Origin of the sequence: Streptomyces alanosinicus, assembly GCF_014650595.1 — a bacterium.
Lineage (GTDB): Bacteria > Actinomycetota > Actinomycetes > Streptomycetales > Streptomycetaceae > Streptomyces > Streptomyces alanosinicus.
The window spans coordinates 1,045,779-1,071,204 of sequence record NZ_BMVG01000001.1 but is presented as its reverse complement, the minus strand read 5'-3'; the positions used below and the strand labels follow the sequence as shown (position 1 = coordinate 1,071,204).

The window sequence follows — 25,426 nt, the reverse complement described above, 5'->3', positions numbered from 1 at the left end:
AAACCATGCGCCCGCCCCGCAGGCCACGGGAACCGCGGGCGCGCGAGGGGCATCCTCGTTGGAGTTGGCAACAGACGTCGGCATCAGACGCTGGCAACAGACATGGGGTGGAACATGTCTCGCTGGAAGGAGTTGCCCGGCTCACTCGATCCGCGAGTGCGACAACTCGCCGTACAGATGCGCCGGATCAAGGACCACAGCGGACTCGGACTTGAGGCGCTGGCCGGCCGGACCGGCTACAGCCGTGCCTCCTGGGACCGCTATCTCAACGGCCGCGCGATACCGCCGCGGCAGGCGGTCAAGGCGCTGGCCCGCGCCTGCGACATCGACCCGGACCGGCTGCTGGCCCTGCACGAGGTGGCCCTGGCGGCGGACGCAGGGGGCGAGGTCCGTGCCGACCCGGTAGGGGAGACGGAAGCCGGGCCGGAAGCGGGGTCGGATGCCGGGGCGGACTCCGGGCCGGACTCCGGGCCGGACGATCAGGGGAGGGTACGAGGACGTGGCCGGCGGATGCGCGGAGCCGTACTGGCGGCCGTCGTGGTCGTGGCGGCCGTGACCGTCCTGCTGGTGACCGCGCCGTGGGACGGCGGACGCGAGCGGACCGGCGGCCGGCCGGCTCCGGCGGACGCCATGGCGTCCGCCGCGCCGACGGGGACACCGACGGGGGCGTTCGTGTACCGGGCCGGCAAGGACTACCCCTGCACGGTGCACCGTGCAGGGGACGGGCTGCTGTACGCGGGATACAGCGGCACCCGGGCCGGCCTGATCGGCATGGGGTCCACACAGTGGCCCGTCGTCGAGGCGCAGTGCCTGCTGCGCCACCACGGCCTGTCGCCGGGGATCGCCGACGGGAACTTCGGCGCCCGCACCGAGCACGCGGTGGAGCAGTTGCAGGGCCGGGCACATCTGCGGGTGGACGGGATCGTCGGCGAGGACACCTGGGGGGTACTGCGGAAATGACGTCCGGCGACCCGTCCAACGGCGACTCGTCCGGCGGCCGGGCGGTGGAGCGCGAACGGCTGGCGGAGACCCTGCGCGGGCTGCGGGCCCGGACCGGGCTGAGCCTCGCCGCGCTGGCCGCGAAGACGCCGTACAGCAAGTCGTCCTGGGACCGCTATCTCAACGGCAGGACCGTCCCGCCCCGGCAGGCCGTCGCGGAACTGTGCGAGCTGGCGGGCGAGCACCCCGGCCGCCCGCTCGCCCTGTGGGAACTGGCCGACGCCGTGTCGAGCGGGCGCGCGGCGGGCGGCGGTACCGGCGCCGCCGGGCACGGACGCCGTCCCGTGGCGGCGCCCTCGCCCGCCCCGGCAAGGACGCCGGTCCCGCCCGTGGCCCACGGCCGCCCGGCCCGGGGCCGGCTCGCCGCAGTCACGGGCGGGCTCGCGGTCGTCGCGGTCGTCGTGACGCTGGCGGCCACCGGCGTCCTCGGCGGCTCCGCCCCGGACCGGCGCACCACGCCCTCCCCGTCCCCCTCCGCACCGGTGCAGGGATGCCACGGCGACGGATGCACGGGCAAGGACCCCGAGACCTACGGCTGCGGAGCCGAACCCGTGCCGGTGACGCTGGGCCGGAAGAGCTTCCCCGGGCCGACCGTCGTCAAGATCCGGCACAGCTCCGCCTGCGGTGCGGTGTGGGCCCGGATCGACCTCGGCCGGGTGGGGGACCGGGCGGAGATCCTCGTACCGCGGCACGCCCCGGGGCGGATCCAGGTCAAGGACCGGCACGACGCCAGGGACTCCCTGTCCACCCCGATGGTCGCCGCCTCCGGACCTGACCTGGACCGGGTGCGCGCCTGCCTGGTCCGGGACGGCGAGCGGTACTGCTTCGGCACCGGCTGACGGCCCGCCTCAGCTCACGTCCGACGGGTCCAGCCGGTAGAGGGCCGACTGGTCGGTCCGCGAAGCCGAACTCCTGCTGTACGCGCTCTGCTTCACCGCCGTGCCGTGCTTCTTCACCCAGTTCGACACCTCGGTGCTGAGGCTGTTGCCGCCGCCCCCGGGGCCGCCGCCCATACCGCCGCCGATCTGGACGTAGTGCAGCCGGCCCTCCTTCACCAGTTCCTTCAGCTTGGCGACGGTCATCGCGTTGTCCGTACCGGTGAAGCCCCACATGGAGATGACCGGCACCTTGGCGCTCAGCTCGATCTGGGCCGCGCTCTGCGAGTTGGAGACCGCGAGCAGCCAGGCGGCACCGTCCCGGTGCTTCTTCAGGTACGCGATCAGCTCGCTGTTCGCACCACCCATGCCGCCACCCATGCCGCCACCCATGCCGCCACCCATGCCGCCGCCCATGCCGGCTCCCGTGCGGCCGCCCGCGCGTCCGGTGCCGCCCGGCGCCGTACCGTCCGACGCGCCCTGGCCGCCGGGAAGTTCACCGTTCTGGCCGCCGCCCGGGAAGCCGCCGCCCGCCTCGGCGTTCTGGCCGCCTCGCTGACCGCCGGGCATCTCTCCGCCGCCCGGGAAGCCACCCCGGTCACCGCCGCCGCTCCGGCCCCCGCCGGGTCCGCCGCCGAAGCCGCCTCCGGTCGAGGGGCCGGCCGTCGGGTTCACGCCGCTCATCCCGCCGCCCGAACCGGACGGCACCGACCAGGCGTACGCCGCCGGGCCCGCGATCGCGGCGACGACCGCGGCCGCGACGGAGGCCGCGAACAGCCGCACGCGGTTGCCGGAGCGGAAGACGAACAGGCCGACGATCGCCGCCGCCGTCACCACACCGACGGCCGGCCACAGCCATGTGTTCCAGCCGGAGGCCCGGCGCAGCAGCACGATCGCCCAGACCGCCGTGACCGCGAGGCCGGCCGGCAGCACCCACGCCCAGCGCCTGTCGGCGCGGAACGCGCGCAGCAGCAGGACGCCGCCGCCCCCGCACAGCGCCGCGATACCGGGGGCGAGGGCGGTGGTGTAGTACGGGTGCATCGTGCCCTCGGCGGTGGCGAAGGTGACGTAGTGCAGGATCGTCCAGCCGCCCCAGAGGACGAGCGCGGCCCGGGTGAGGTCGGTGCGCGGTGCGCGGCCGCACAGGATCAGGCCGCTGACGAGGGCGATGGCCGCGAACGGGATCAGCCAGGAGATCTGGCCGCCGAGGATGTCGTTGAACATCCGGCCGAGCCCCGCGGACCCGGAGAAGCCTCCGCCCCCGCCTCCGCGCCCGCCGCCGTTGCCCTCGCCGCCGAAGATCCGGCCGAGGCCGTTGTAGCCCATGATCAGGTTCCAGGCGGTGCCGTCCGTCGAACCGCCGATGTACGGCCGCTCGGAGGCGGGCACGAGGGACACGGCGATCGCCCACCAGAAGCTGGCGACGGCCAGGACCACGCCGGCGATCAGCAGATTCACGATCCGCCGCACCGGCTTCGGCCGGGCCGCGAGCAGATGGACCGCGAAGACGGCGGGCAGCGCGATGTAGCCGGCCAGCATCTTCGTGTTGAAGGCGAGGCCGAAGCACACCGCCGAGCCGAGCAGGGGCAGCAGCGTGCCGTTGCGGGTGGCGCGCAGGGCGAGCGCCGCGCCGCCGACCATCAGCAGGACGAGGATCGTGTCGGGGTTGTTGTCCCGGTTGATGGCGACCGTGATCGGGGTCAGCGCGAGGACGAGCGCGGCCGGCGCGGCCGCCGCGTGCCCGAAGGACCGCTTCACCGAGGTGTGCAGGATCCAGATCGCGCCGAGCCCGGCCGCGACCTCCGGCAGCATCATCTGCCAGGTGCCGAAGCCGAAGATCCGGCACGACAGGCTCATGACCATGTCGGCGAACGGCGGTTTGTCGACGGTGAGGAAGTTCCCGGCGTCGAGCGAGCCGAAGAACCAGGCCTTCCAGCTCTGCGTGCCGCTGTAGACGGCCGCGCTGTAGAAGCTGTTGAGGCTCTGGCCCGAGAGGTTCCAGGTGTAGAGCACGGCCGCCAGCAGCAGGATCGCGAGCAGCGCGGGCAGGGACCAGCGCGGCGCGCGCTCCGGCTCGGTGGCGTGGGGGAGGGTATCGGTGGCAGATGTCACCACTGCACCCTGCAGACCGGCGATGGGTACGCGCTGTGCCGCACCTGGCCGGAAGCTGTGGGTCGGGCCTCTCAGCCCGGGAAGCCCCCGCCCTTGACGGCCACGACGAACGCCGACCAGCCTCCGGCGGGAAAGACCAGCGCGGGGCCCTGCGGGGCCTTGGAGTCACGGACGGGCACGCCCGAGGGGTGCCCGTCGAGGACTTCGAGGCAGCTGTTGGCTTCCGTTCCGCTATAGGACGACTTGCGCCAACCTCGCAGTGTGTCTGCACTCAGGATGGTGTGCTCAGTCATGGTGTCCATAGTCCTTCGCTGTCGCCCGCAACAGGGCAAGTGACTCTTGTAGCGGCAACGCATCGCTCAATGCGAGATGGTAGGCGCCCTGGAGTCGTTCGACGACGGCGGGGGAGTCATGAACCTTGCCGATCTGGAGCCCCTCGGAGTACGCCACCGGCGGCTGGTCCTCGAACCACATGAGCGTCAGCGTGCTGTTCAGGATCTGGTAGGCACCGATGCCGTACGGCATCACATGGGTGCGTACGCGCCCGCTCTCCGTCAGGCGGACGAGGTGCGCGATCTGTTCCGCCATGGCCTCCGGGCCACCGACGGGGCGTCGCAGCACCGACTCGTCCAACAGCGCCCACACCACGGGCGTCACCGGGTCGGTGAGGATCTTCGAGCGCTCAAGGCGTGAGACGACGAGCTTGTCGCGCTCCTCTTCGCCCACCGGGGGATACCCCACACTCAGCAGGGCTCGCGCGTACCTCTCCGTCTGCAGGACACCAGGCACGAAGGTGGGCGCGAACTCGCGGATCACCGTTGCCTGTTGTTCGAGTTCTCGGGCCGCTTCGAAGTAGCCCTCCACCACCACGTCGTCCTGGGGCAGGAAACTGATCAGCACATCCCCCGTGTCCAGAACCCTGTCCAGGCGCCGTGCGTCCTCCTTCGAAGGGAAGCGACGGCCCGCCTCGATATGGGCGATGTGCGAGCGGGTCATGAACGCCATGTCGGCCAGTTGCACTTGCGTCAGTCCCGCCGCCTCGCGGCGCTGCCTGAGCCAGTCACCATATGTGGTCCCCATGGCCAACTCCCTTGTGACACATGCCCTGTCGCGCCGAACCCTCGGACGAGCCTAGTGCGGCACGTATCACTCTGTGAGTGGTTCGCTACAGAACGCGAGGCCTGTTCCGGCCTGACGGCACCCGCCCGAGGTTTGTCATGTCCGTCCTGGAAGCATGCGTACAACTCTCGGCCGTCCCGGCGCGTCATGCAGACGGCGCAGGGATGCGCCCATGCGACGTTCAAAGGGGGACCTGTATGACCCACCGCATATCCCGGCGTGCCAGGGTGCTGGCGGCAGCCGTCGGCGCCGGGGCGCTGGTATCCGCCGTCACCGCCGCCACACCGGCCGCCGCGGCCGCGCCCGCCGTCAGCTGTACGTCCGCCAAGGCGGGCCTCGCGGCCAAGCTGCAGAAGGACATCACGGCCGCCCTCGCGGGCCGCGGAGGCACGGTCGCGATCGGCCTGTACGACCGTGCGACCAGCACCACCTGCACCCTGCGCGCCACCAGCTCCTACGACTCGGCCAGCACCGTGAAGGTCACCGTGCTCGCGACGCTGCTGTGGGACGCCAAGAAGCACAACCGGTATCTGACCGACCGTGAGACCTCGCTCGCCAAGGCCATGATCACCCAGTCGGACAACAACGCGACGACCACGCTGTGGAAGCAGCTCGGCCTCACCAAGATCAAGGGCTTCCTGGCCGCCGCCGGCATGACGAAGACCGTGCCGGGCGCGGACGGCTACTGGGGCCTGACCCAGGAGAACGTCACCGACGAGCAGAAGCTGCTCCGGCTCGTCACCGCCAAGAACAGCGTGCTCAGCGACAACTCCCGCGCCTACATCCTGAAGCTGATGGGCCAGGTCATCACCTCGCAGCGGTGGGGCACCCCGGCGGGCGCGCCGTCCACCGTCTCCGTGCACGTCAAGAACGGCTGGCTGCAGCGCGCGACGCACGGCTGGCGGGTGCACAGCCTCGGTGCCTTCGACGGCGCCGGCCACGACTACATGATGTCGGTGCTCACCCAGGACAACAGCACCATGGACTACGGCGTCACCACCATCCAGAACGTCGCCAGGGCCATCCACAAGGACCTGGTGCCGACCCCCGCCGGCGCCGCGGTGTACGTCCCGACCGGCAAGCCCAGCGAGGCCTTCGTCGCGGTCCCGCCGCAGGGCTGACGAGGGGGGCGGCCGGCGAACCGCACCCGGCGATTGTTGCGGCGGGATGAAATCCGGGCCCGCCGGCGTTGGTGCCTTCCGGCGGACGAGCTGAACTGGGAGGCACCGGCGTGGCAGCGCAACGGGGATGGGCACGACGTCTGGCGGCGTACGCCTGGCGGTATCCGAAGGACGTGATCCTCGCCCTCGGCTCCTCGCTGGCCGGCATGGCGGTCATGGCCGTCGTCCCGCTGATCACCAAGGTGATCATCGACGATGTGATCGGGAACCACACCCGTTCCATGGCCCGCTGGGCCGGCGCCCTGGTCGGCGCGGCCCTCTTCGTCTACGTGCTCACCTACATCCGCCGCTACTACGGCGGCCGGCTCGCCCTCGACGTCCAGCACGACCTGCGGACCGAGATGTACGGGACGATCACCCGCCTCGACGGCCGCCGTCAGGACGAGCTGTCCACCGGGCAGGTCGTCGGCCGGGCCACCAGTGACCTGCAGCTGATCCAGGGCCTGCTCTTCATGCTCCCGATGACCATCGGGAACGTCCTGCTCTTCGTGATCTCCCTGGTGATCATGGCGTGGCTGTCGCTGCCGCTGACCCTGGTCGCGCTCGCCGTGGCGCCCGCGCTGGCCTGGATAGCCAAGCGCAGCCGCAGCAAGCTGCACCCCGCCACCTGGTACGCGCAGGCGCAGGCCGCCGCCGTCGCGGGCGTGGTCGACGGCGCGGTGAGCGGCGTACGCGTGGTGAAGGGCTTCGGGCAGGAGGAGCAGGAGACCGGGAAGCTGCGGGAGGTCGGCCGCAGGCTCTTCGCGGGACGGCTGCGCACCATACGGCTGAACAGCAGGTTCACCCCCGCCCTGCAGGCCGTCCCGGCCCTCGGCCAGGTCGCCATGCTGGCGCTCGGCGGCTGGCTGGCCGTGCGCGGGCACATCACGCTCGGCACCTTCGTCGCCTTCTCCAGCTATCTCGCCCAGCTGGTCGGCCCGGTCCGGATGCTCGCGATGGTCCTCACGGTCGGCCAGCAGGCCCGCGCCGGCACCGAGCGCGTCCTGGAGCTGATCGACACCGAGCCGACGCTCCACGAAGGCACCAGGACCCTCCCCGCCGACGCGCCCGCGACCGTCGAGTTCGACGACGTGTCCTTCGGCTACGACGACGGGCGCCCGGTCCTGCGCGGACTGACCTTCGAGATACGCCCTGGTGAGACCCTCGCCGTCGTCGGCTCCTCCGGCTCGGGCAAGTCCACCCTCGCCCTGCTGCTGCCGCGCTTCTACGACGTCACCCACGGCGCCGTCCTGATCGGCGGCCACGATGTGCGCGAGCTGACCCATCAGTCGCTCAGGGCCGCGATCGGGCTCGTCCCCGAGGACTCCTTCCTCTTCTCCGACACCGTCCGCGCCAACATCGCCTACGGCCGCCCGGACGCCACCCGGGAGGAGATCGAGGAGGCCGCCCGCGCCGCCCAGGCGGATCGTTTCATCCGGGAACTCCCCGAGGGATACGACACCAAGGTCGGCGAGCAGGGCCTGACCCTCTCCGGCGGCCAGCGCCAGCGCGTCGCCCTCGCCCGCGCCCTGCTCACCGACCCCAGGCTGCTGGTCCTGGACGACGCCACCTCGGCCGTCGACGCCCGGGTCGAGCACGAGATCCACGAGGCGCTGAGGCAGGTGATGGAGGGCCGTACCACCCTGCTCATCGCGCACCGCCGCTCCACCCTGAACCTCGCCGACCGCATCGCCGTCCTCGACGGCGGCCGGCTCGCCGACCTCGGCACCCACGAGGAACTCCAGCAGCGCTCGGCCCTGTACCGGCGGCTGCTGACCGACCCGGACGAGCTGGGCGGGGTCTCCCCGGGCCATGCCGAGCCCGCCGCACTGCCCGAGGACACCTCCGTACGCGAGGAGCTGGACGCCGAGTTCGACGCCGAACGGGGCGTGACCCCGAGGCTGTGGACCGGCGACCGGGAGGCGAAGAACGCCGAGGACACCGCGCTCTCCGGCTCTCCGGCCACCCCGGAACTGCTCGCCCTGGTGGACGCGCTGCCCCCGGCCACCGACACCCCGGACATCGACGAGGCCCGCGCCGTCGTGCGCGAGGACTCCTACGGCCTGCGCCGGCTGCTGCGCGGCTTCGGCCCGCCACTGCTGCTGAGCCTGCTGCTGGTCGCCGTGGACGCGGGCGCGGGCCTGCTGCTGCCGGTGCTGATCCGGCACGGCATCGACGCGGGCGTCACGAAGGCGGCCCTGGGCGCGGTCTGGGCGGCCTCGCTGCTCGGACTGCTGACCGTGCTGGTGCAGTGGGCCGCGCAGACCGGCGAGACCCGGATGACCGGCCGCACCGGCGAGCGGGTCCTCTACTCCCTGCGCCTGAAGATCTTCGCCCAGCTCCAGCGGCTCGGCCTCGACTACTACGAGCGCGAGCTGACCGGCCGGATCATGACGCGGATGACGACGGACGTCGACGCGCTGTCCACCTTCCTGCAGACCGGCCTGGTCACCGCGTTCGTCTCGGTCGTCACCTTCTTCGGCATCATGGTCGCCCTGCTGGTCATCGACGTACAGCTCGCCCTCGTCGTCTTCGCGACGCTGCCCCCGCTGGTCGTCGCGACCGTCTTCTTCCGCCGGGCCAGCGTGAAGGCGTACGAACTCGCCCGGGAGCGGGTGTCGTCGGTCAACGCCGATCTGCAGGAGTCGGTCGCCGGGCTGCGGATCGTGCAGGTCTTCGGGCGCGAGCGGGACGGCGGGCGGCGCTTCGCCGAGCGCAGCGACAGCTACCGCGCCGCCCGTATCCGCGGTCAGTGGCTGATATCGGTCTACTTCCCGTTCGTGCAGCTCCTGTCGTCCGTCGCCGCGGCCTCCGTGCTGATCGCGGGCGCGCACCGGGTGGAGGCGCAGACCCTGACCACGGGCGCCCTGGTCGCCTACCTCCTCTACATCGACCTGTTCTTCGCCCCGGTCCAGCAGCTGTCCCAGGTCTTCGACGGCTACCAGCAGGCGACGGTCTCGCTGGGCCGCATCCAGGAGCTGCTGCGCGAGCCGACGTCCACGAAGGCCGCGGACGAGCCGCTGGAGGTGCTGTCCCTGCGCGGTGACATCGCCTTCGAGGACGTGCGGTTCGCCTACGGGGACGACGAAGAGGCGCTCACCGGCATCGACCTGACGATCCCCGCCGGGCAGACCGTGGCCTTCGTCGGCGAGACCGGCGCCGGCAAGTCCACCCTCGTCAAGCTGGTCGCCCGGTTCTACGACCCCACCGGCGGCCGGGTCACGGCCGACGGCACGGACGTGCGCGCCCTGGACCTGACCTCCTACCGGCACCGCCTCGGGGTGGTCCCGCAGGAGGCCTACCTCTTCCCGGGCACGGTCCGCGACGCCATCGCCTACGGCCGCCCCGGCGCCACCGACGCCGAGGTGGAGGCGGCGGCGCGGGCGGTCGGCGCCCACGAGATGATCGCCACGCTCGACGGCGGCTATCTGCACGAGGTCGCCGAGCGCGGCCGTAACCTCTCGGCCGGCCAGCGCCAGCTGATCGCGCTCGCCCGCGCCGAACTCGTCGACCCGGACATACTCCTGCTCGACGAGGCCACGGCCGCCCTGGACCTGGCCACGGAGGCACAGGTCAACCAGGCCACCGACCGGCTGGCGGGCCGTCGTACGACCCTGGTGGTCGCCCATCGCCTCACCACGGCGGCCCGCGCGGACCGGGTGGTCGTGATGGACCACGGCCGGGTCGCGGAGGACGGCACCCACGACGAGCTGCTCGCCCGTGACGGCCGGTACGCCGAACTGTGGCGGACCTTCGTCGGCCGGGCCGAACCGGAGGAGCCGGTGACCGTGTCCCGCTGACGGTCGTGCAACCATGCGACATACGTCGTGCGTCCGTACATCCGTACGGCTGACGGGGGATATGACCGCGAGGACGGGGAGGACAACAGTGGACAGAAGTGGGATACGCCGACGGCTGGCGCTCGGCGCGGCGGTGCTGGCCGCGGCCGGGACGCTCGGCCTCGCGACATCCGGCGCCGCCCAGGCCGCCACGGGTGGCGGCTGCGGCGGGCGGGAGGTACAGACCCTGTCGTTCAGCACCGGCGTCACACACGTCTACAACAACAACGGCTACGTCTGCGCCGTGACCGTCGCCCGGAAGTCGGGCCGCACCCAGACCATGTCCGTCAGCCTCCAGGTCAGGGGCGGCCGGCCGGTCGTCGACACGGGCCGCTACAAGTACCTCGCGGGCCCGGTCACCGTCCACGCCGGCCACCGCTGCGTGTGGATCAAGGGCTCGGTGGGGAAGCCGGGCGTCAACACGGGCTGGATCCTGTGCTGACGGCCCGCCCCCGGCGCTGACGGCCGGCCGGGACGCCGGGCTGCGGGAACCGGCCCGGTGTCCGGCCCGTCCAACGGCCAGGCTGCCGGAGGAGTCTTCCGTGGTGCGGTGTCGGCGTGCACGCCTGGCAGCGAGCGCCGACCACCCTCTCCGCCGCATCCGGCCGACAGCCCGTCGCCATCGGCGCGCCCCCCTCAATGCGCCGATGGCGGCCCCTCTTGCGGTTACTGTGCTTTCCCTTGACGGAAAGAAACCTCCCGGATATTCGTGACTCCTCGGAAGTTTCCTTCAGCGGTTCTCCTCTGGAAGGAGCGCACGTGTCCGACCCCGGCAGACCGTCCAGACGCGCCGTCCTCGCCGCGACCGCGGGCCTCACCGCCGCGCTGACCGTACCGACCGACGCCCGTGCCGCCGCGCCCCCCGACGCCCGCCGGCTGCGCTCCCTCGTCTCCCGGATGACGCTTCGGGAGAAGGTCGGCCAGCTCTTCGTGATGCGGGTCTACGGCCACTCCGCCACCGCTCCCGACCAGGCCGACATCGACGCCAACCTCAAGGAGCTGGGCGTCCGCACGGCCGCCGAGCTGATCGCGAAGTACCGCGTCGGCGGCATCATCTACTTCACCTGGGCCCACAACACCCGGGACCCGTACCAGATCGCGGACCTCTCCGACGGCATCCAGCGGGCCTCCCTGGACCAGCCGCGTGGCCTGCCGGTGCTCGTCTCCACCGACCAGGAGCACGGCGCGGTCTGCCGGGTCGGCAAGCCCGCCACGCTCTTCCCCGGCGCCATGGCCGTCGGCGCCGCCCGCTCCCGCGCCGACGCGCACACCCTCGGCCGGATCTCCGGCGCCGAACTGCGCGCGATGGGCATCAACCAGGACTACTCCCCGGACGCCGACGTCAACGTCAACCCGGCCAACCCGATCATCGGCGTACGGTCGTTCGGCGCCGACCCGGGCGCCGTCGCCGCACTGGTGGCCGCCGAGGTGGCGGGCTATCAGACCTCCCGGGTCGCGGCGACCGCCAAGCACTTCCCGGGCCACGGCGACACCGCCGTCGACAGCCACACCGGCTTCCCCGTCATCACCCACAGCCGCGCGCTGTGGGAGAAGCTGGACGCCGTGCCCTTCCGGGCCGCGATCGCCGCGGGCATCGACTCGATCATGACGGCGCACATCCAGTTCCCGGCCCTGGACGACTCCGGCGACCCGGCCACCCTCTCCCACCCCGTCGTCACCGGCATCCTGCGCGGCGAACTCGGCTACGACGGGGTCGTGATCACCGACTCCCTCGGCATGGAGGGCGTCCGCACCAAGTACGGCGACGACCGGGTGCCGGTCCTCGCCCTGAAGGCCGGCGTCGACCAGCTGCTCAACCCGCCGTCGATCGACGTGGCGTTCAACGCCGTGCTGAAGGCCGTCCAGGACGGCGAGTTGACCGAGTCCCGCCTGGACGAATCGATCCTGCGCATTCTGCGGCTGAAGGCCCGGATCGGACTCTTCGACCACACCCGCGCCGGCCGGGGGGCCATCGAGCGCACGGTGGGCACCAGGGCGCATCTGGCCGCCGCCGACCGGATCGCCGAGCGCACCACCACCCTGCTGGTCAACGAGGACCGCACCCTCCCCTTCGCCCCCCGTACCGAGTGCCGGATCCTGGTCGTCGGCGCGGACCCGGACTCCCCCTCGGGCACCACAGGACCGCCCACCGGTGTGCTGGCCGCCGCCCTCACCGAGCTGGGCTTCACCGCCACCGCCCGGTCCACGGGCACCGCGCCCTCCGCCGCGGCCGTCGCCGAGGCGGTCACGGCCGCGCGGGACGCGGACGCCGTGGTCGTGACGACGTACAACGTGACGGCGGACAACGCGCAGCGCACCCTGGTGTCCCAGCTGCTGGCCACGGGCAGGCCGCTCGCCGTCCTCGCCGTCCGCAACCCCTACGACGTGGCTCAACTGCCCTCCGTCAAGGCCTGTCTGACGTCCTACGGCTGGACGGACGTCGAAGTGCGCGCCGCCGCACGGGTGATCGCCGGACGCGTGGCCCCGCGCGGCAGGCTGCCGGTGCCGGTGCAGCGGGCCGACGACCCCAGTCAGGTGCTGTATCCGATCGGGCACGGCCTGACGTACCCGTCGTACGCCACACACCCGGCGTAATCCCCCCGAAGGGCGGAAACCCTCGTCCATGTCTGGCGTGGCCGCGCTGCCGGGGGCCACGCTGGACGGGGGTGTCAGGGGGATGGCGATGCGTGGGAAAGGTGCGGTCGGAGCCGTGTGCCTCGTGTGCCTGCTGCCGGCCGTCCTGCTGGCCGGCTGCCGGGAGCGGCCGGGCACCCCGGTCGGCGACGCCCGCCCCACCCCGGCCACGACCGGCGGCTATGGCGCCGAGTTCCTCGCGGTCGGCGAGTGCAGCTCCTTCGGCACGACCAGCTTCACCGAGGTGCCCTGCACCAGCGAGCGGGCGGCGGCCAGGGTCGTCGCCCGCTACGACGGCGCCGCCACCGACGGCCCGCTGTGCCCGCCGGCAACCGACTTCGTGCTGCACATCAGCGCCCAGGCCACGATCCCCCCGGGCTACGCCTGCATGCGCGACCTGGAGCCCCCGCACCCCGGCGACCCCGGGGGCGGAGGCGGCCCGCGCACGATCCCGGGCGACTGTGTGTACACCTCCGGCGCGGGCGAGGTCCGCGAGACCCCGTGCGACGGCTCGGGCGGACACCGGCCCCAGTACCGCATCACCAGGGCGGCGCCGACGCGGGACGACTGCCCCGCGTCGACGACGCTCTACGTCCAGCTGGGCGGCGGCGATCCGGTGGGCTGCGCACGCCGGCTGTGAGCCGCTACGGCTTCAACACGGGCTCGCGCTCGGCATTCCGCGCATCCAGACTGACGTCGAAGCGGGCCAGGGGCTCGGCCTTGGCGACGTCGGCCGAGGAGACCCCCGCCCACTGCAGGATGCGCCCCGTCGCGAGGGCGTTCTCGGCCGGCACCAGGCCCGCCACGTTGGCGCCGTGGTTCATGCCGGGCGCGGTGAGGACATAGGAGTCACGGGCGCCCGCCCCGACCCGGAACCGCTCCGAGCCCCACGGGTCGTTCTGGCCGTACACGAAGAGCATGTGCGTCGCGTGGTGCCGCACCCAGGTGTCCACGTCCCGCATGGCGTACGGCTTGAAGCGCATCGGGATGGAACGGGGCACGAAGTTGCGCGGCGGCTGGTAGCCGTACCGGATCAACTTCCGCTCGATGTAAGGGAAGTGGATGGTCGGCGAGCCCAGCTGGGTGCCGGCCTGGTAGTAGTACGGCGTGAACGGGGCGAGACCCTGGTCGGTGTAGGCGGCGAAACCGGAGATGGTGTCGACCGACTTCCAGATGTCCTCGTCGCTCGCGGTCGCCGCGTGCGCCGGCACGGTGTCGCAGTCCTTCAGCAGGCTGTACTGCCAGAAGCTCCACGCATAGTCGAGGACGACCGCCTCGTAGGCCTTGTCCAGTCCGCCGACCGTGTCGAAGGTGTACCCCTTGCCGGCGGCGTACTGCGCGTACCGCTTCTCCAGCGGCGCCCGGCGCACCAGCGCCTCCCGCTGGACGGCGTCCACCCGGTCCCGGCACTCCTTGGTGCCGACGGTGGTGAAGAAGCGGTCGTAGGCCGAGTCCTCGTTGTTGACGACGTCGTTGGGCGCGACGTAGGCGACCACGCCGTCCATGTCGCGCGGGTAGAACCGCTTGTAGTACGTCGCCGTCATGCCGCCCTTGGAGCCGCCGGTGGCGATCCAGTGGCCGCCGTAGACCGGCTTCAGGGCCTCGAACACCCGGTGCTGGTCACTGGCCGCCTGCCAGATGTCCAGCTTGGACCAGTCGGCCGGGTCGGGGCGGGACGGGGTGAAGAAGCGGTACTCCAGAGAGACCTGGTTGCCGTCCACGATCCGGGTGGGCTCGCTGCGCGAGGGGTTCGTGGAGACGTTGTAGCCGCTGGTGTAGAAGACCGTCGGGCGGCTGGTGTCCTTGTGCAGCACGGTGATCCGCTGCTGGAAGGTGCCGCGGTCCGGGTGCCGGTGGTCGACCGGCTGGGTGTAGTTCAGGACGAAGTAGCGGTAGCCGGGATACGGCTTCTCCTCGATCAGGCTCATGCCCGGTATGGACAGCAGCCGGTCCTTGATGTCGGTGGGCCCGGACCTGGCGGCGGTGGCCGCACTCGCCGCCGTACCACTCAGCGTGCCGAACAGCACCGCGAGCGCCAGCAGCCATCTGAGCGCCTTGCGCATGCGCACTCTCCCCTGTGTGACCGATGTGAGACACATGTGCGCCGGAAGCTATCGGAGGAACGGCCTTCACAACAGAGGCAGTTACGAGGACCGGGCCGGCCGGCCGTCAAGATGACGCGTTCAGGGCGGCGCGTTCAAGGTGACGCGTTCGGTGGTTCCAGGCGGTGGCCGATCGCCGATCCCAGCCGGCCGATCTCGCCGGCCTCGACGCCGAGTCGCTCACCGAGAGCGGTGAGATGCAGGTCGACGGCGGCCTCGACCAGGGCGGCGAGGACGGCCGCGGCGGCTCGGGCCCGCGCGACGGAGAGCGCGAGCACACCCGCCGCGACCAGGGCGGCGGGCCACCAGAGGAGCGCCACAGCCGCATAGAGCAGACCCCAGCCGGCCAGCCGGGCCGCGGCGTCGTAGGCCGTGCGGGCCCCGGCGAGGTCGAGGCGCAGGGGCTCGGGCAGCAGCGCCCACAGCCGGGGCCAGGCCGGTTCCAGGTCGAGGCGGTACCGCGCGTGCAGGCGGACGGCGACGGAGGCGAAGCACTCTCCGATCCGAGTGGGGCGCTGCGGCTCCGGCGCCCGCCGACGGCGAACGGCCCGGTGGCCGCGGGCTCGGACCAGCCATCCGCCCGGGCCGGCCCGAGCCGCGGCACGGGCGACGGCCCGCCGGTCGCGCTCCCTGAGCCGCCGCCACCGGTTGCGCCGCCAGCGCAGGAGAAGGGAGCCCGGCAGCCCCGCCCCGTCCGCGCCCCAGAGCCACTGGAACAGCCCGCCGAGCGCGTCGGCCACCAGCCCCACGGCGCCCGCGGCCAGCAGCGCGGCGGCGGTGACCAGCAGGATGGCCGCGGAGCTGTGCCCCGTCCGGTGCGCGGCGATCCGGTCGAGCCAGTCGGTCAGCCGCACGGTGTCGAAGGGGTGGGCGTGGCCCAGCCGCACGGCGACGACCAGCGTCGCGACCCACAGCAGACCGGCCAGGACCACCGTCTGGAGCCACCGTTCCGCGATGCGGGTGCCGACGCCGGCCAGCAGCGCGGTCATCAGAGCGGCGGATAAGGTCGCAGCGGCTCGCCGGACGCGCACCGCGGCCGCTCGTTCGCCTCCTCGGGCAGGACCACACGATCGCAGGCGCCCATCGGACACACCCAGGCCCGCCCCTCGGGCCGCAGCCCGAAACCGCCCGGCAGCCGGGAGTCGGTGTGGTCGCGCACGGCGAGCGGACTCAGGGAGTTCCGGGCACAGGCGTCCTCGATGGCGTCCAGCAACTGCGCCGCCCGCTCCGGGTCCGCGGCCGAGCCGGGTCCCCGGCCGATCAGGGCGAGCAGTTCGCCCAGCTCCGTGCCTGCGCCGGCCGTCTCGATCTCCGCGGCCATCGTCTCGTGCCGGGTGAGCTGATCGCACAGGAGGCCCAGTCGGTGTTCCACGCCCTTCACCGGCCCCACTTCCCCCTCGCGTCGCGGCTGGCCGTCAACTCTCTTTCCATCGGCGAGAGTTGTCAATGTACCGTCCTGGCAGAGGTGCGCGGCGCGAGGTGCGGGGGATGCGATGGACGGCCGGGACGAACTGCTCGCCGAATTGCGGCGCCGTATCGACGAGGCCGTCGAGACGGGCGACGCCCGGGAACTGTTCACATCCGGCACCGGGCGGACGGCCGCCGCTCTGGCCGCGGCCGTCGAGCGGAGCGCCGATGTCGAGGCGTGCCACATCCTTGGCTGGTTCCACTGGTTCCGCTACAGCACGGAACCCACCCTGGAGGAACTGGTCGAGGCCGTCCGCCGTCTGGCCCCGGTGCACGAGGCGGACCCGGACGCCGTACCGGAACCACTGCTGCCGGCGTTCGAGGAGCGCGGAAGCGAGGGCATACCGGGTGACGCGGCCCTCGAACTCGGCCTCGCCTTGGCCCACGCCTATGAAGCCGACCGCCGGCCGCCGCTGCTGCGCCGGGCCGTGGACCTGTTCCGTGCCGCGAGCGCCGGCTCCCTCACCCCCGGGCTCGACCGCGCCATGTGCCTCAACAACCTGGGGCACGTCCTGCGGCTGAGCTACGAGCACACCGAGGACGGCGCCGCGCTGGACGAGTCGGTCGCGGCCGCCCGCCGGGCCGTGGCCGCCACCCTGCATCCCGAGCGGGCCATGTTCCTGAGCAACCTGGGGCTCGCGCTGCTGCGACTGCACCAGCGCGACAAGGACATGGCGGTCCTCGACGAGGCGGTCGCGGTCGCCCGCCGGGCGGTCGCCACGGCCCCCGCCCACCACCCCAACCAGCTGATGTACGGCAACAACCTCGGCATCGTGCTGTTCGCCTGGGCAGGCGCCCGGCACGACGAGGCGGCGGCCACCGAGGCGATCGGGCTGATCCGGAAGGCCGTCGCCGCCATCCCGGTGCACGACCCCGGCCGCGGCGCACGGCTTCATTTCCTCTTCCTCGCCCTGCGCGCACAGTACGAACGGACGGACGACCTCGCCCTGCTGACCGAGGCGGTCGAAGTCGGCCGTGACGCTGCCGCCGCCGCGCCCGACGGCCATCCCTCCCGCGCCGTCCGCCTGGACCAACTGGGCACCGTCCTGGTCCGGCTGTTCGAACGGACCGGTGCGCGGGCCGATCTGCTGGCGGGAGTCGATGCCGCGCGAGCGGCCGTCGCCGCCGTGCCCGCCGGTGCGCCCGGTCGCATCGGATACCTGCACAACCTCTCCGCCGCACTGCGGACGCTGGCCCAGCACCGCCTGGACCCCGCCGCGGCGCGGGAGGCGGAGGCCGTCGCACGCGAAGCTCTGGCGGCCGCCTTCGTCGGCAACCCCGATCGCCCCCTGGTCCTGAACACGCTGGGCCTCGCCCTGTACATCCGGTACGAACAGGTCAGAGACGTGCGCCTGTTCGACGAGGCGGTCGAAGCCGTCCGGGCCGCCGTCGCCGGGCTCCCCGACGACTCCGCGGACCACGCCGGCCGGCTGGGAAACCTGTCGACGATGCTGCGTTCCCGGTACGAGGAGACCGGCGAGACCGACCTGCTGGACGAGGCGATCGCCGTCGGCCGGCAGGCCCGCGACATGCTGCCCGCCGGCCACCATCACCTGGCCGCCGTGCTGAGCAATCTCGGCATCGCGCTGACCAGGAAGGCCGAACGCACCGGCGGCATCGGGCAAGCGGCCGAGGCCGTCACGTCCACCCGGGCCGCCGTCGCCGCCACTCCCGTCGGCCACCCCGAACGCGTCGCGCGGCTGAACAATCTCGCGCTGGCGCTGCACACGAGGTACCAGCTCGACGGGGAGCACGAACCGCTGGACGAGGCGGTCACCGCGCTGCGGGAGGCCGTCGGCTCGATCACCGCCGATCATCCGGTCCGGGCCACGGTCCGCAACACCCTCGGGATCGTCCTGGTCGGCCTGTTCCAGCGCACGGGAGACGCGGCACTCCTCAGGGACGCCGTCGAGACCCTCCGCACGGCCGTGGCGGACACACCGCCGGGCGCCTCCGACCGGGGCATGCATGTGAACAGCCTCGGTCTCGCGCAGCAACACCTGTTCTGGCACACCGGCGATTCCGCGTCGCTGGCCGACGCGATCGAGACCGGCCGGGAAGCCGTCGCCGTCACCCCCCAAGGCCACCCCAACCGCCCGCTGTACCTGGGAAACCTCGGGGCCTCCCTGCAGATGTCGTACCAGCGCACCGGGCGGACCGAGGACATCACCGAAGCGGTGGCGATCGGGCGCGAGGCCCTCGCCGCCTATCCCGAGGGGGATCCGAAGCGTGGCATTCAGGCGATCGGGCTCGGTACGTCCCTGCTCGTGCGGGCCCAGCAGAGCCAGGATGCCGAACTGCTGGCGGAGGCCGTCGCCGTCAACCGTGAGGCCGTCGCCGCCACTCCCGCCGGCCATCCGAACCGCAGCCGGGCGCTGGCCCTGCTGGGCGGCGCCCTGAGACTGCGGTACGTCCGGGACGACGATCCCGCCCCGCTGCGCGAGGCGGTCGCCGTCAGCCGCGCATCCGTCGAAGCCGCAGCCGAACTGCCCCTTCTCCCCGCGCAGTTGAGCAACCTCGCCCTCACCCTCCACCTGCTCCTCGTGCGCACGGACGACGCCGGGCTGCTGCCCGAGATCCTGACCGCGTCCCGGGCGGCGGCCGAGGACGAGTCCGCGCCGGTCGAGGTCCGTATCGCCTGTTACCGGCGGATCGCCGCCCTGACCCCGCGCGGCGGCACCGGCGCGCAGAAGGCCCTGGCCGCCGCCGAGGCGGCCGTCGCCCTGTTGCCGGAGATCGGGCTGCGGGACCTGGACCTCGGCGACCGGGGCCAGAAGATCGGCGAGGCCGGTTCGCTCGCGGGCGCGGTGGCCGCCGCCGCCCTCGACGCCGGACGGCCGTGCCGGGCCGTGGAACTGCTGGAGCAGTCACGCGGGGTGCTCACGGCCGAGTCGGTCGCCGCCGCGGGTGCCGACCTCGACCTGCTGAACTCGGCCGCTCCCGAGCTGGCGTCGGCCTTCGAGGAGCTGCGCACCCGCCGCACGGCTCTCGACCGGCCCGCCCCCGAGGCCGTCGAAGCCGCGGCTCCTCCCGCCGCCCGCGCCGCCGCCCGCCGCGCGGCACAGGCCGAGTGGACCGCGCTGCTCACCCGCATCCGCGGCCTGGACGGCTTCACCGGCTTCCTCACACCTCCGGGAGCCGCCGAACTCACCGCTCAGGCGGCCGAGGGACCGGTGGTGTACATCAGTTCCGCGCCGACGCGGTGCGACGCCCTCGTCCTCACCGGCGATCCCGGGGACCCGGTGCGTGTCGTACCGCTCGACGGCCTCACCGAGACGGACGTCGTACGCCGCATCCAGGCCCTCGCGAACGCCGGCGAGACCTCCGGCGACCCCGCCGCCGCCCCCGCCGCCCGCCGCGCCGCCCAGCGCGACATCCTCCGCTTCCTCGCCTGGCTCTGGGACGCCGTCACCGGACCGGTGCTGGCCGCTCTGGGCCACACCGCGCCTCCGGCTCCGGACGGGCCCTGGCCGCATGTGTGGTGGTGCCCCGTCGGGGTCATGGCCTACCTGCCGCTGCATGCCGCCGGGCACCACGACGACCTCGCCGACGGTTCTCCGCATGGCGACGCGCCGCGCACGGTGCTCGACCGGGTCGTCTCCTCCTACACCGCGACCGTGCGGGGACTGGCCCGTGCCCGCGCCCACCGGTACCGGACCCGCCCCGGCGCGCGCACCGCGATCGTCGCCGTCCCCGACGCACCCGGTGCCGCCCCGCTGGACGGTGCCGCCACCGAGGCGGAGCTGCTCACCGGACTGATCCCGGGCGCCGAGATCCTGGCCCGCCCGACCCGCGCGGCCGTGCTCGCGGCACTTCCCGACCACCCGGTGGCGCACTTCGCCTGCCACGGCGAGCCCCACCAGACCGACCCCTGGCGCGGCCGGCTGATCCTCCACGACCACCAGACCGATCCGCTGACCGTCGCCGACATCGGCGCCCTGCACCTGGACGGCGGGCTCGCCTTCCTGTCCGCCTGCAGCACCGCACTGACCGCCCTGCAGTTCGCGGACGAGTCGCTACACCTCACCGGCGCGTTCCAACTGGCGGGCTACCCGCATGTGGTGGGAGCCCAGTGGCCGGTGGGCGACCGGGCCGCCCACCAGCTCGCCGCCGACTTCTACGGCCACCTCACCGACGGTGGTACCGCCCCACCCGCTCCCGCCCGCGCGGCCGATGCCCTGCACCACGCCACCCGGCGCCTACGCGAGCGCTACCCGCTCACGCCGACTCTCTGGGCCGCTCACTCGCACACCGGCGCCTGAGCCTCCACCGGCGCCTGAGCCGCTTCTCCGCATTCACCTCCGCAGCCGATCTACGCGGCCTCGTCCAAGAGCCGCAGCAGATGCTCCCGCCCCGCCCCGAGCAGCCCCGCGAGCGGCGCGGCCGACCCGTACCAGCGCTTCTCGTACTCCCAGCACAGCCACCCGTCCCACCCGCGCCGGCACAGCACGTCCACGCACTCGGTGAGGGGGAGTACCCCTGAGCCCAGCGGCAGCGGCGCCGTGTCCTGCGCCGAGGCGATGTCTTTGACCTGCACATATCCCAGATGCGGGGCGAGAGCGGCATACGTGTCGGCGGGCTGCTCGCCGCCCAGCCAGGTGTGCATCACATCCCACAGCGCGCCGACCTGCCGGTGTCCCACCGGGCCGAGCACCCGGATCGCTGCGGCACCGGTGGGATGCGAGTCATGCGTCTCCAGCAGGATCCGCACCCCGAGCGCGGCGGCGTCCTCGGCGGCCGTGGCGAGCCGCCCCGCGGCGATCGCGTCGGACTCCTGCCGAGGGCGGTCCGGGTCGCCGCCGGGGAAGACCCGGACGAAGGGCGCGCCCAGGTCGTGGGCCAGCCGCAGCAGGTCCCGCACCTCCGCCAGTACGGGCGCGTCGGCACCGGGCGCGGCGACGCGCGCGTACCCGGCGACACCGAGCACCTCGACCCCGGCCTCCTCGAACAGGGTCGCGGTCCGCGCGCGTTCGGCGGGGGAGAGGCCGGGATGCACCGGCTCCTCCGGGTGGGCGCGCAGTTCGACGCCGTGGTACCCCTGCGCGGTCGCGAGGGCCAGGACCTCCGGGACGGGCATCCCGGGGACACCGAGGGTGGAGAACGCCAGCTTCATGGCTCGGACCCTACTCGTCACTCGCCCGATCTGCGCAGATCCAGCCGCCAGTCCTGCCCCACGAGATCCTTCCCGAAGGAGCGGTGCGCTCTCTCGGCGACGAGGACGAAGCCGTGCCGCTGGTAGATACGGCGGGCGCCGGCGAGTACGTCGTTGGTCCACAGCACCAGCTCCCGGTAGCCGGCGCCGCGCGCGAAGTCGAGCACGGCCCGCACCAGCCGGTCGCCGACGCCGTGCCCGCGCGCCTCGGGCTCGACGAGCAGCAGCCGCAGCCGGGCGGTGCCGGGCGCCTCGTCCCGTACGCACATCACACAGCCCACCGGCCGGCCTGACCGCTCGGCGATCCACACCCGCTCCAGATGCGGGTCGTGGTCCTCGGCGAAGTCGGCGACGATCCGGGCGACCAGCCCCTCGTAGTCGGCGTTCCAGCCGTACTCGGCCGCGTACAGCGCGGCGTTGCGCTGCACGATCCAGCCGAGGTCGCCGGGGTGCGGCTCGCGCAGCGCGATCTCCTGCGGCCCGGCGCGCCGCTCGCCGAGGATGTCCTGGATGGTCCGCATGGCCTCCGCCAGCCGTGGCCGGTCGGCCGGGGCCACCGTGTCGAGCAGGGCACCGACCGTGTCCCGGGCCCGCTCGTCCAGCACAGCGGCGGCCTCCCGGCCGCGCGTGGTCAGCCGCACCCGCCGTCGGCGCGGATCGCTGGCGGAGGGCCCGCGTTCGATCAGCCCGGCGTCCTCGAACTTGTTCAGGATGCGGCTCAGATAACCGGCGTCCAGGTCGAGCCGGGTGCGCAGATCGACGGCGTCGAGGTGCGGCACCCGGGCGAGTTCGTACAGCACGCGGGATTCGGTGAGGGTGTAGGGGGCGTAGAGACGGCGGCCGTGGTCGAGGGAGCCGACGAGGCCCGTGTAGAAGCGGTTGAAGGCGCGGACGTCCTGGACGGTCATGATCGCCCCCGGATGTTTGACCCAGTCAGAGATTCCGTCCCTCCGAGCCTAGGCCCTGTCGTCCCCCGCCGCCCGCCCGCGTCCACGGCCGGGCCCTGCCGGAGCCCCAACTTCCTTTCCCGGATATTTCTTTCCGCCGTGTGCCCTGCCTTTGACATCCCTGCGATCCCGCCGTAGGTTTAAAAGGAAACGTCACTTATGTCCGTTTTGAAGCGGCAGTGACGGCCCGCCGTAGGAACGCGTATCGCGAGCGGCGGACGACGCGCAGAGCTACGCGCAGGCTCTGGAGCGAAGAGGGGCGGCCCCTGGAGGCCGTCGGAGAATTCATCACACCCTGGAGAGGGGTCCATCATGCGCGCGCACACCCGTATCAAGAGAGTGGCCATCGCGGTCTGCTCTGCACCGATCCTGGCCATCGCGGCCGGAGCCGGAGCCGCCCACGCCGCCACCACCGCCGCTCCCGACCACATCACCACGGTGGCGTACACGCACGACCACGGCGGAGGCTGGGGAGACGACCACGGCGGCTGGGGTGACCATGGCGGCTGGGGCGACCACGGCGGCTGGGGCTGGGGCGACGACCACGGCGGTTGGGGCTGGGGCTGGGGCGATGACCACGGTGGTTGGGGCTGGGGAGATGACGGCTGCGACTGAAGGTCGGCAGGTGTGATCGACACCCCCTGAGAACAAAGGGTGGATCCGGGTGCCCTACCCCATGGGCACCCGGACCCATGTGGCCACACGGTGAGGCGGTGACCGGATGAGGATCGTCTGCGTGGGTGGAGGCCCGGCCGGGCTGTACTTCTCGATCTCCGCGAAACTGCGGGACGCCGGGCACGAGATCACCGTGATCGAGCGGGACCCGCCGGAGGCGACGTACGGCTGGGGCGTCGTGTACTGGAACGATCTGCTGGACATCCTGCACCGCAACGACCCTGAGAGCGCACGGGCGGTGAGCGCGGGTTCCGTGCTCTGGCAGGACCAGGAGATACGGCTGCACGGCAGCCGGCACGACGGCACCGCGTACTTCGGCGGCTACGGATACAGCATGGGCCGCGCCGCCCTGCTGGATCTCCTGACCCGGCGCGCGCGGGCCCTCGGTGTCGACGTCCGGCACGGACAGAAGCTCGACGACCCCGCCGAGTTGCCGGAGGCCGATCTGATCGTGGCCGCCGACGGCGCGGGCAGCCGGATCCGGCAGAGCCGCGTCGAACACTTCGGCACCCGGGTGGAGACCGGCCGCAACCCCTATATCTGGCTCGGCACGGACCGGCAGTTCGGCAGCTTCGTGTTCGACTTCGAGGAGACCCCGGCGGGCTGGATCTGGTTCCATGCCTACCCCTCGATCCAGGGGCGGGTCAGCACCTGCATCGTGGAGTGTTCACCACAGACCTGGCAGGGCCTCGGACTCGACACCCTCGAAGCCGAGGACGCCGTACCGCTGCTGGAGAAGATCTTCCACCGCGCGCTCGACGGCCACTCCCTGATCAGCAGATCACGCGGCGAACCGGCGAAGTGGCAGCGGTTCTCCCACATCGTCAACCGGACGTGGGTCGACGGCCGTGTGGTCCTGGCCGGCGACTCCGCGCACACCACCCACTTCACGCTCGGCTCCGGCACCCGGCTCGCGATCATCGACGCGATCGTGCTGGCCCACAGCCTCTCCCGGTACCCGGACCTGCCCACGGCGCTGCGCGAGTACGACCGGCACCGCCGCGCGGAACTGCACTCCACACAGGCCGGAGCCCGCTCCAGCATGGCCTGGTTCGAGCAGCTCGACGACTACCTGGACCGCGACCCGGTCTCCTTCGCCTACGCCATGTCGGTCCGCACGGGCCGCCAGAGCCCCTGGAAGTACCAGGCCCACCTCGCCACCCAGATCGCCGCGATCCGCAGCGCACGGCGGGCCTACGACACGGGCCGGCGCTGGTACCGGGACCGGCGCCGGGGCGAGGCGCCCCTGCCGCTGCTGGGCCGGTCACTTCCCGGCTGACGGCACCCCGGTCGACCCCCGCACCATCAACTCCCCCCGGATGGCGGCGACACCCCCGGGCGGCGCCTCCTCCCGCCCCATGGCGATCCGCCCGGCCCGCGCCCCCGCCTCCGCGAGCGGCAGCCGCACCGTCGTCAGCGAAGGCACCGTGTCCACACTGAACGGCAGGTCGTCGAACCCGGCCACCGACACATCGGCGGGAATCCGCAGCCCCGACTCCCGCAGCGCCGCACACGCCCCGAGCGCGACGGAGTCGTTCGCCGCGACGACCGCCGTCAGGGACGCGTCCCGGCGCAACAGCTCCAGCGTGGCCTCGTATCCGGACTGGCGGTCGTACCGTCCGTGCACGGTCCGGCGGGGGTCCTCCTCGATGCCCGCCGCCGTGAGCGCCGCGCGATGGCCCTCCAGCCGGTGGCGCGTCGTCGTACGCTCCCCGGGGCCCGCGATATAGCCGAGGCGCCGGTGGCCGAGGCCGAGCAGATGCTCGGTGAGCCGGCGGGCGCCGCCCCGGTTGTCGAACGTGAGCGCGACCGCGTCGGTGCCCGGCGCCGGCGGCCGCCCGCACAGCACCACCCGGGTGCCGGCCTCGGTGAGTTTGCGCAGCTTGGCCGCGACCGCCGCCGCGTGCGGGGCGTCCTCCACGGCCCCGCCGGTCAGCACCACGGCCGCCGCGCGCTGGCGCTGCAACAGCGTCAGATACGTCAGTTCCCGCTCCGGGGAGCCGCCCGTGTTGCACACGACCGCCAGCCGCTCGCCGCCCGCCCGGCCGCCCGGACCGCAGATCTCGGCCTGGATCGCGCTCGCCATGATCCCGAAGAACGGGTCGGCGATGTCGTTGACGAGAATGCCGACGAGATCCGACGTGGCCGCGGCCAGGGAGCTGGCGGGGCCGTTGAGGACGTAGTCCAGTTCGTCCACCGCGCGCAGCACCCGCTCGCGGGTGGCGGCCGCCACGGGGTAGTTGCCGTTCAGCACGCGCGACACCGTCGCGGGTGAGACCTGGGCGCGGGCCGCCACATCCGCCAGGGTCACCGTCATGTCGTCGTCCTCCGGTCGTGCATCGTGT

19 protein-coding genes are annotated in these 25,426 nt (G+C 72.8%); 10 read left to right on the top strand and 9 right to left on the bottom strand.

Features of this window, described 5'->3' with window-relative positions; translation table 11 throughout:
* The first annotated feature begins 114 nt into the window (after positions 1-114).
* Positions 115-960, top strand: coding sequence for a helix-turn-helix domain-containing protein (locus IE277_RS04850; protein ID WP_189948752.1), 846 nt, complete (start codon positions 115-117; stop codon positions 958-960).
* Positions 957-1,838 carry a helix-turn-helix domain-containing protein gene (locus IE277_RS04845; RefSeq protein WP_189948750.1) on the top strand — a complete coding sequence of 294 codons (882 nt, stop codon included), beginning with the start codon at positions 957-959 and terminating at the stop codon, positions 1,836-1,838. The genes IE277_RS04850 and IE277_RS04845 overlap by 4 nt, the downstream gene beginning before the upstream one ends.
* Positions 1,839-1,847: 9 nt before the next feature.
* Here IE277_RS04845 and IE277_RS04840 read toward each other — a convergent pair whose 3' ends face one another.
* From IE277_RS04840 to IE277_RS04830, 3 genes are all read right to left on the bottom strand, one after another.
* Entirely contained in the window at positions 1,848-3,986 is a 2,139-nt protein-coding gene (locus tag IE277_RS04840; RefSeq protein ID WP_373310706.1) for a glycosyltransferase family 39 protein, read from the bottom strand.
* A 71-nt stretch (positions 3,987-4,057) separates the two neighbouring features.
* Positions 4,058-4,279, bottom strand: coding sequence for a DUF397 domain-containing protein (locus IE277_RS04835; RefSeq protein ID WP_189948747.1), 222 nt, complete (start codon positions 4,277-4,279; stop codon positions 4,058-4,060).
* Positions 4,272-5,066, bottom strand: a complete 795-nt coding sequence (locus IE277_RS04830; protein ID WP_189948745.1) for a helix-turn-helix domain-containing protein — start codon at positions 5,064-5,066, stop codon at positions 4,272-4,274. The genes IE277_RS04835 and IE277_RS04830 overlap by 8 nt, the downstream gene beginning before the upstream one ends.
* Before the next feature lie 236 nt (positions 5,067-5,302).
* Here IE277_RS04830 and IE277_RS04825 point away from each other — a divergent pair, with 236 nt between their 5' ends.
* The 5 genes from IE277_RS04825 to IE277_RS04805 all read left to right on the top strand — a co-directional run bounded on the left by IE277_RS04825 (position 5,303) and on the right by IE277_RS04805 (position 13,378).
* Entirely contained in the window at positions 5,303-6,226 is a 924-nt protein-coding gene (locus IE277_RS04825) for a serine hydrolase (RefSeq protein WP_189948743.1), read from the top strand.
* 110 nt (positions 6,227-6,336) lie between these two features.
* Positions 6,337-10,065, top strand: coding sequence for an ABC transporter ATP-binding protein (locus IE277_RS04820; RefSeq protein WP_189948741.1), 3,729 nt, complete (start codon positions 6,337-6,339; stop codon positions 10,063-10,065).
* 88 nt (positions 10,066-10,153) lie between these two features.
* The gene (locus tag IE277_RS04815; protein ID WP_229880642.1) at positions 10,154-10,546 is read left to right on the top strand and encodes a hypothetical protein; all 393 of its coding nucleotides are present in this window, start codon (positions 10,154-10,156) and stop codon (positions 10,544-10,546) included.
* Between the two features lie 263 nt (positions 10,547-10,809).
* Positions 10,810-12,699, top strand: coding sequence for a glycoside hydrolase family 3 protein (locus tag IE277_RS04810; protein WP_373310721.1), 1,890 nt, complete (start codon positions 10,810-10,812; stop codon positions 12,697-12,699).
* Positions 12,700-12,787: 88 nt separating this feature from the next.
* Complete coding sequence (locus tag IE277_RS04805) at positions 12,788-13,378, top strand: hypothetical protein (protein ID WP_189948737.1); 591 nt, start codon at positions 12,788-12,790, stop codon at positions 13,376-13,378.
* 4 nt (positions 13,379-13,382) lie between these two features.
* Here IE277_RS04805 and IE277_RS04800 read toward each other — a convergent pair whose 3' ends face one another.
* The 3 genes from IE277_RS04800 to IE277_RS04790 form a co-directional block, all read right to left on the bottom strand.
* On the bottom strand, positions 13,383-14,801 hold the full coding sequence (locus tag IE277_RS04800; RefSeq protein ID WP_189948735.1) for a S28 family serine protease: 1,419 nt from the start codon (positions 14,799-14,801) through the stop codon (positions 13,383-13,385).
* 134 nt (positions 14,802-14,935) lie between these two features.
* Positions 14,936-15,829 (bottom strand): hypothetical protein, encoded by an 894-nt coding sequence (locus IE277_RS04795; protein ID WP_189948734.1) that lies wholly within the window; start codon positions 15,827-15,829, stop codon positions 14,936-14,938.
* Complete coding sequence (locus tag IE277_RS04790; protein WP_189948732.1) at positions 15,829-16,212, bottom strand: hypothetical protein; 384 nt, start codon at positions 16,210-16,212, stop codon at positions 15,829-15,831. Before IE277_RS04790 ends, IE277_RS04795 begins: the two co-directional genes overlap by 1 nt.
* A 121-nt stretch (positions 16,213-16,333) precedes the next feature.
* Between IE277_RS04790 and IE277_RS04785 the strand changes: the two genes are divergently transcribed.
* Positions 16,334-20,569: a CHAT domain-containing protein gene (locus IE277_RS04785; protein WP_189948730.1), complete on the top strand. Its 4,236-nt coding sequence runs from the start codon at positions 16,334-16,336 to the stop codon at positions 20,567-20,569.
* Positions 20,570-20,619: 50 nt separating this feature from the next.
* On the opposite strand, the gene IE277_RS04780 is transcribed toward IE277_RS04785, so the two are convergent.
* Both IE277_RS04780 and IE277_RS04775 read right to left on the bottom strand, forming a co-directional pair.
* A complete protein-coding gene (locus IE277_RS04780; protein WP_189948728.1) occupies positions 20,620-21,420 on the bottom strand; it encodes a sugar phosphate isomerase/epimerase family protein in 801 nt (266 codons plus the stop codon).
* Positions 21,421-21,437: 17 nt separating this feature from the next.
* Positions 21,438-22,367 carry a bifunctional helix-turn-helix transcriptional regulator/GNAT family N-acetyltransferase gene (locus tag IE277_RS04775; RefSeq protein WP_189948726.1) on the bottom strand — a complete coding sequence of 310 codons (930 nt, stop codon included), beginning with the start codon at positions 22,365-22,367 and terminating at the stop codon, positions 21,438-21,440.
* 351 nt (positions 22,368-22,718) lie between these two features.
* Between IE277_RS04775 and IE277_RS04770 the strand changes: the two genes are divergently transcribed.
* On the top strand, positions 22,719-23,021 hold the full coding sequence (locus IE277_RS04770) for a hypothetical protein (RefSeq protein WP_189948724.1): 303 nt from the start codon (positions 22,719-22,721) through the stop codon (positions 23,019-23,021).
* Between the two features lie 121 nt (positions 23,022-23,142).
* Complete coding sequence (locus tag IE277_RS04765; RefSeq protein WP_229880639.1) at positions 23,143-24,360, top strand: FAD-dependent monooxygenase; 1,218 nt, start codon at positions 23,143-23,145, stop codon at positions 24,358-24,360.
* Here the strand turns inward: IE277_RS04765 and IE277_RS04760 are convergent.
* The gene (locus tag IE277_RS04760; RefSeq protein ID WP_189948721.1) at positions 24,346-25,398 is read right to left on the bottom strand and encodes a LacI family DNA-binding transcriptional regulator; all 1,053 of its coding nucleotides are present in this window, start codon (positions 25,396-25,398) and stop codon (positions 24,346-24,348) included. The two genes, IE277_RS04765 and IE277_RS04760, sit on opposite strands and share 15 nt — an antisense overlap.
* Between the last annotated feature and the right edge of the window lie 28 nt (positions 25,399-25,426).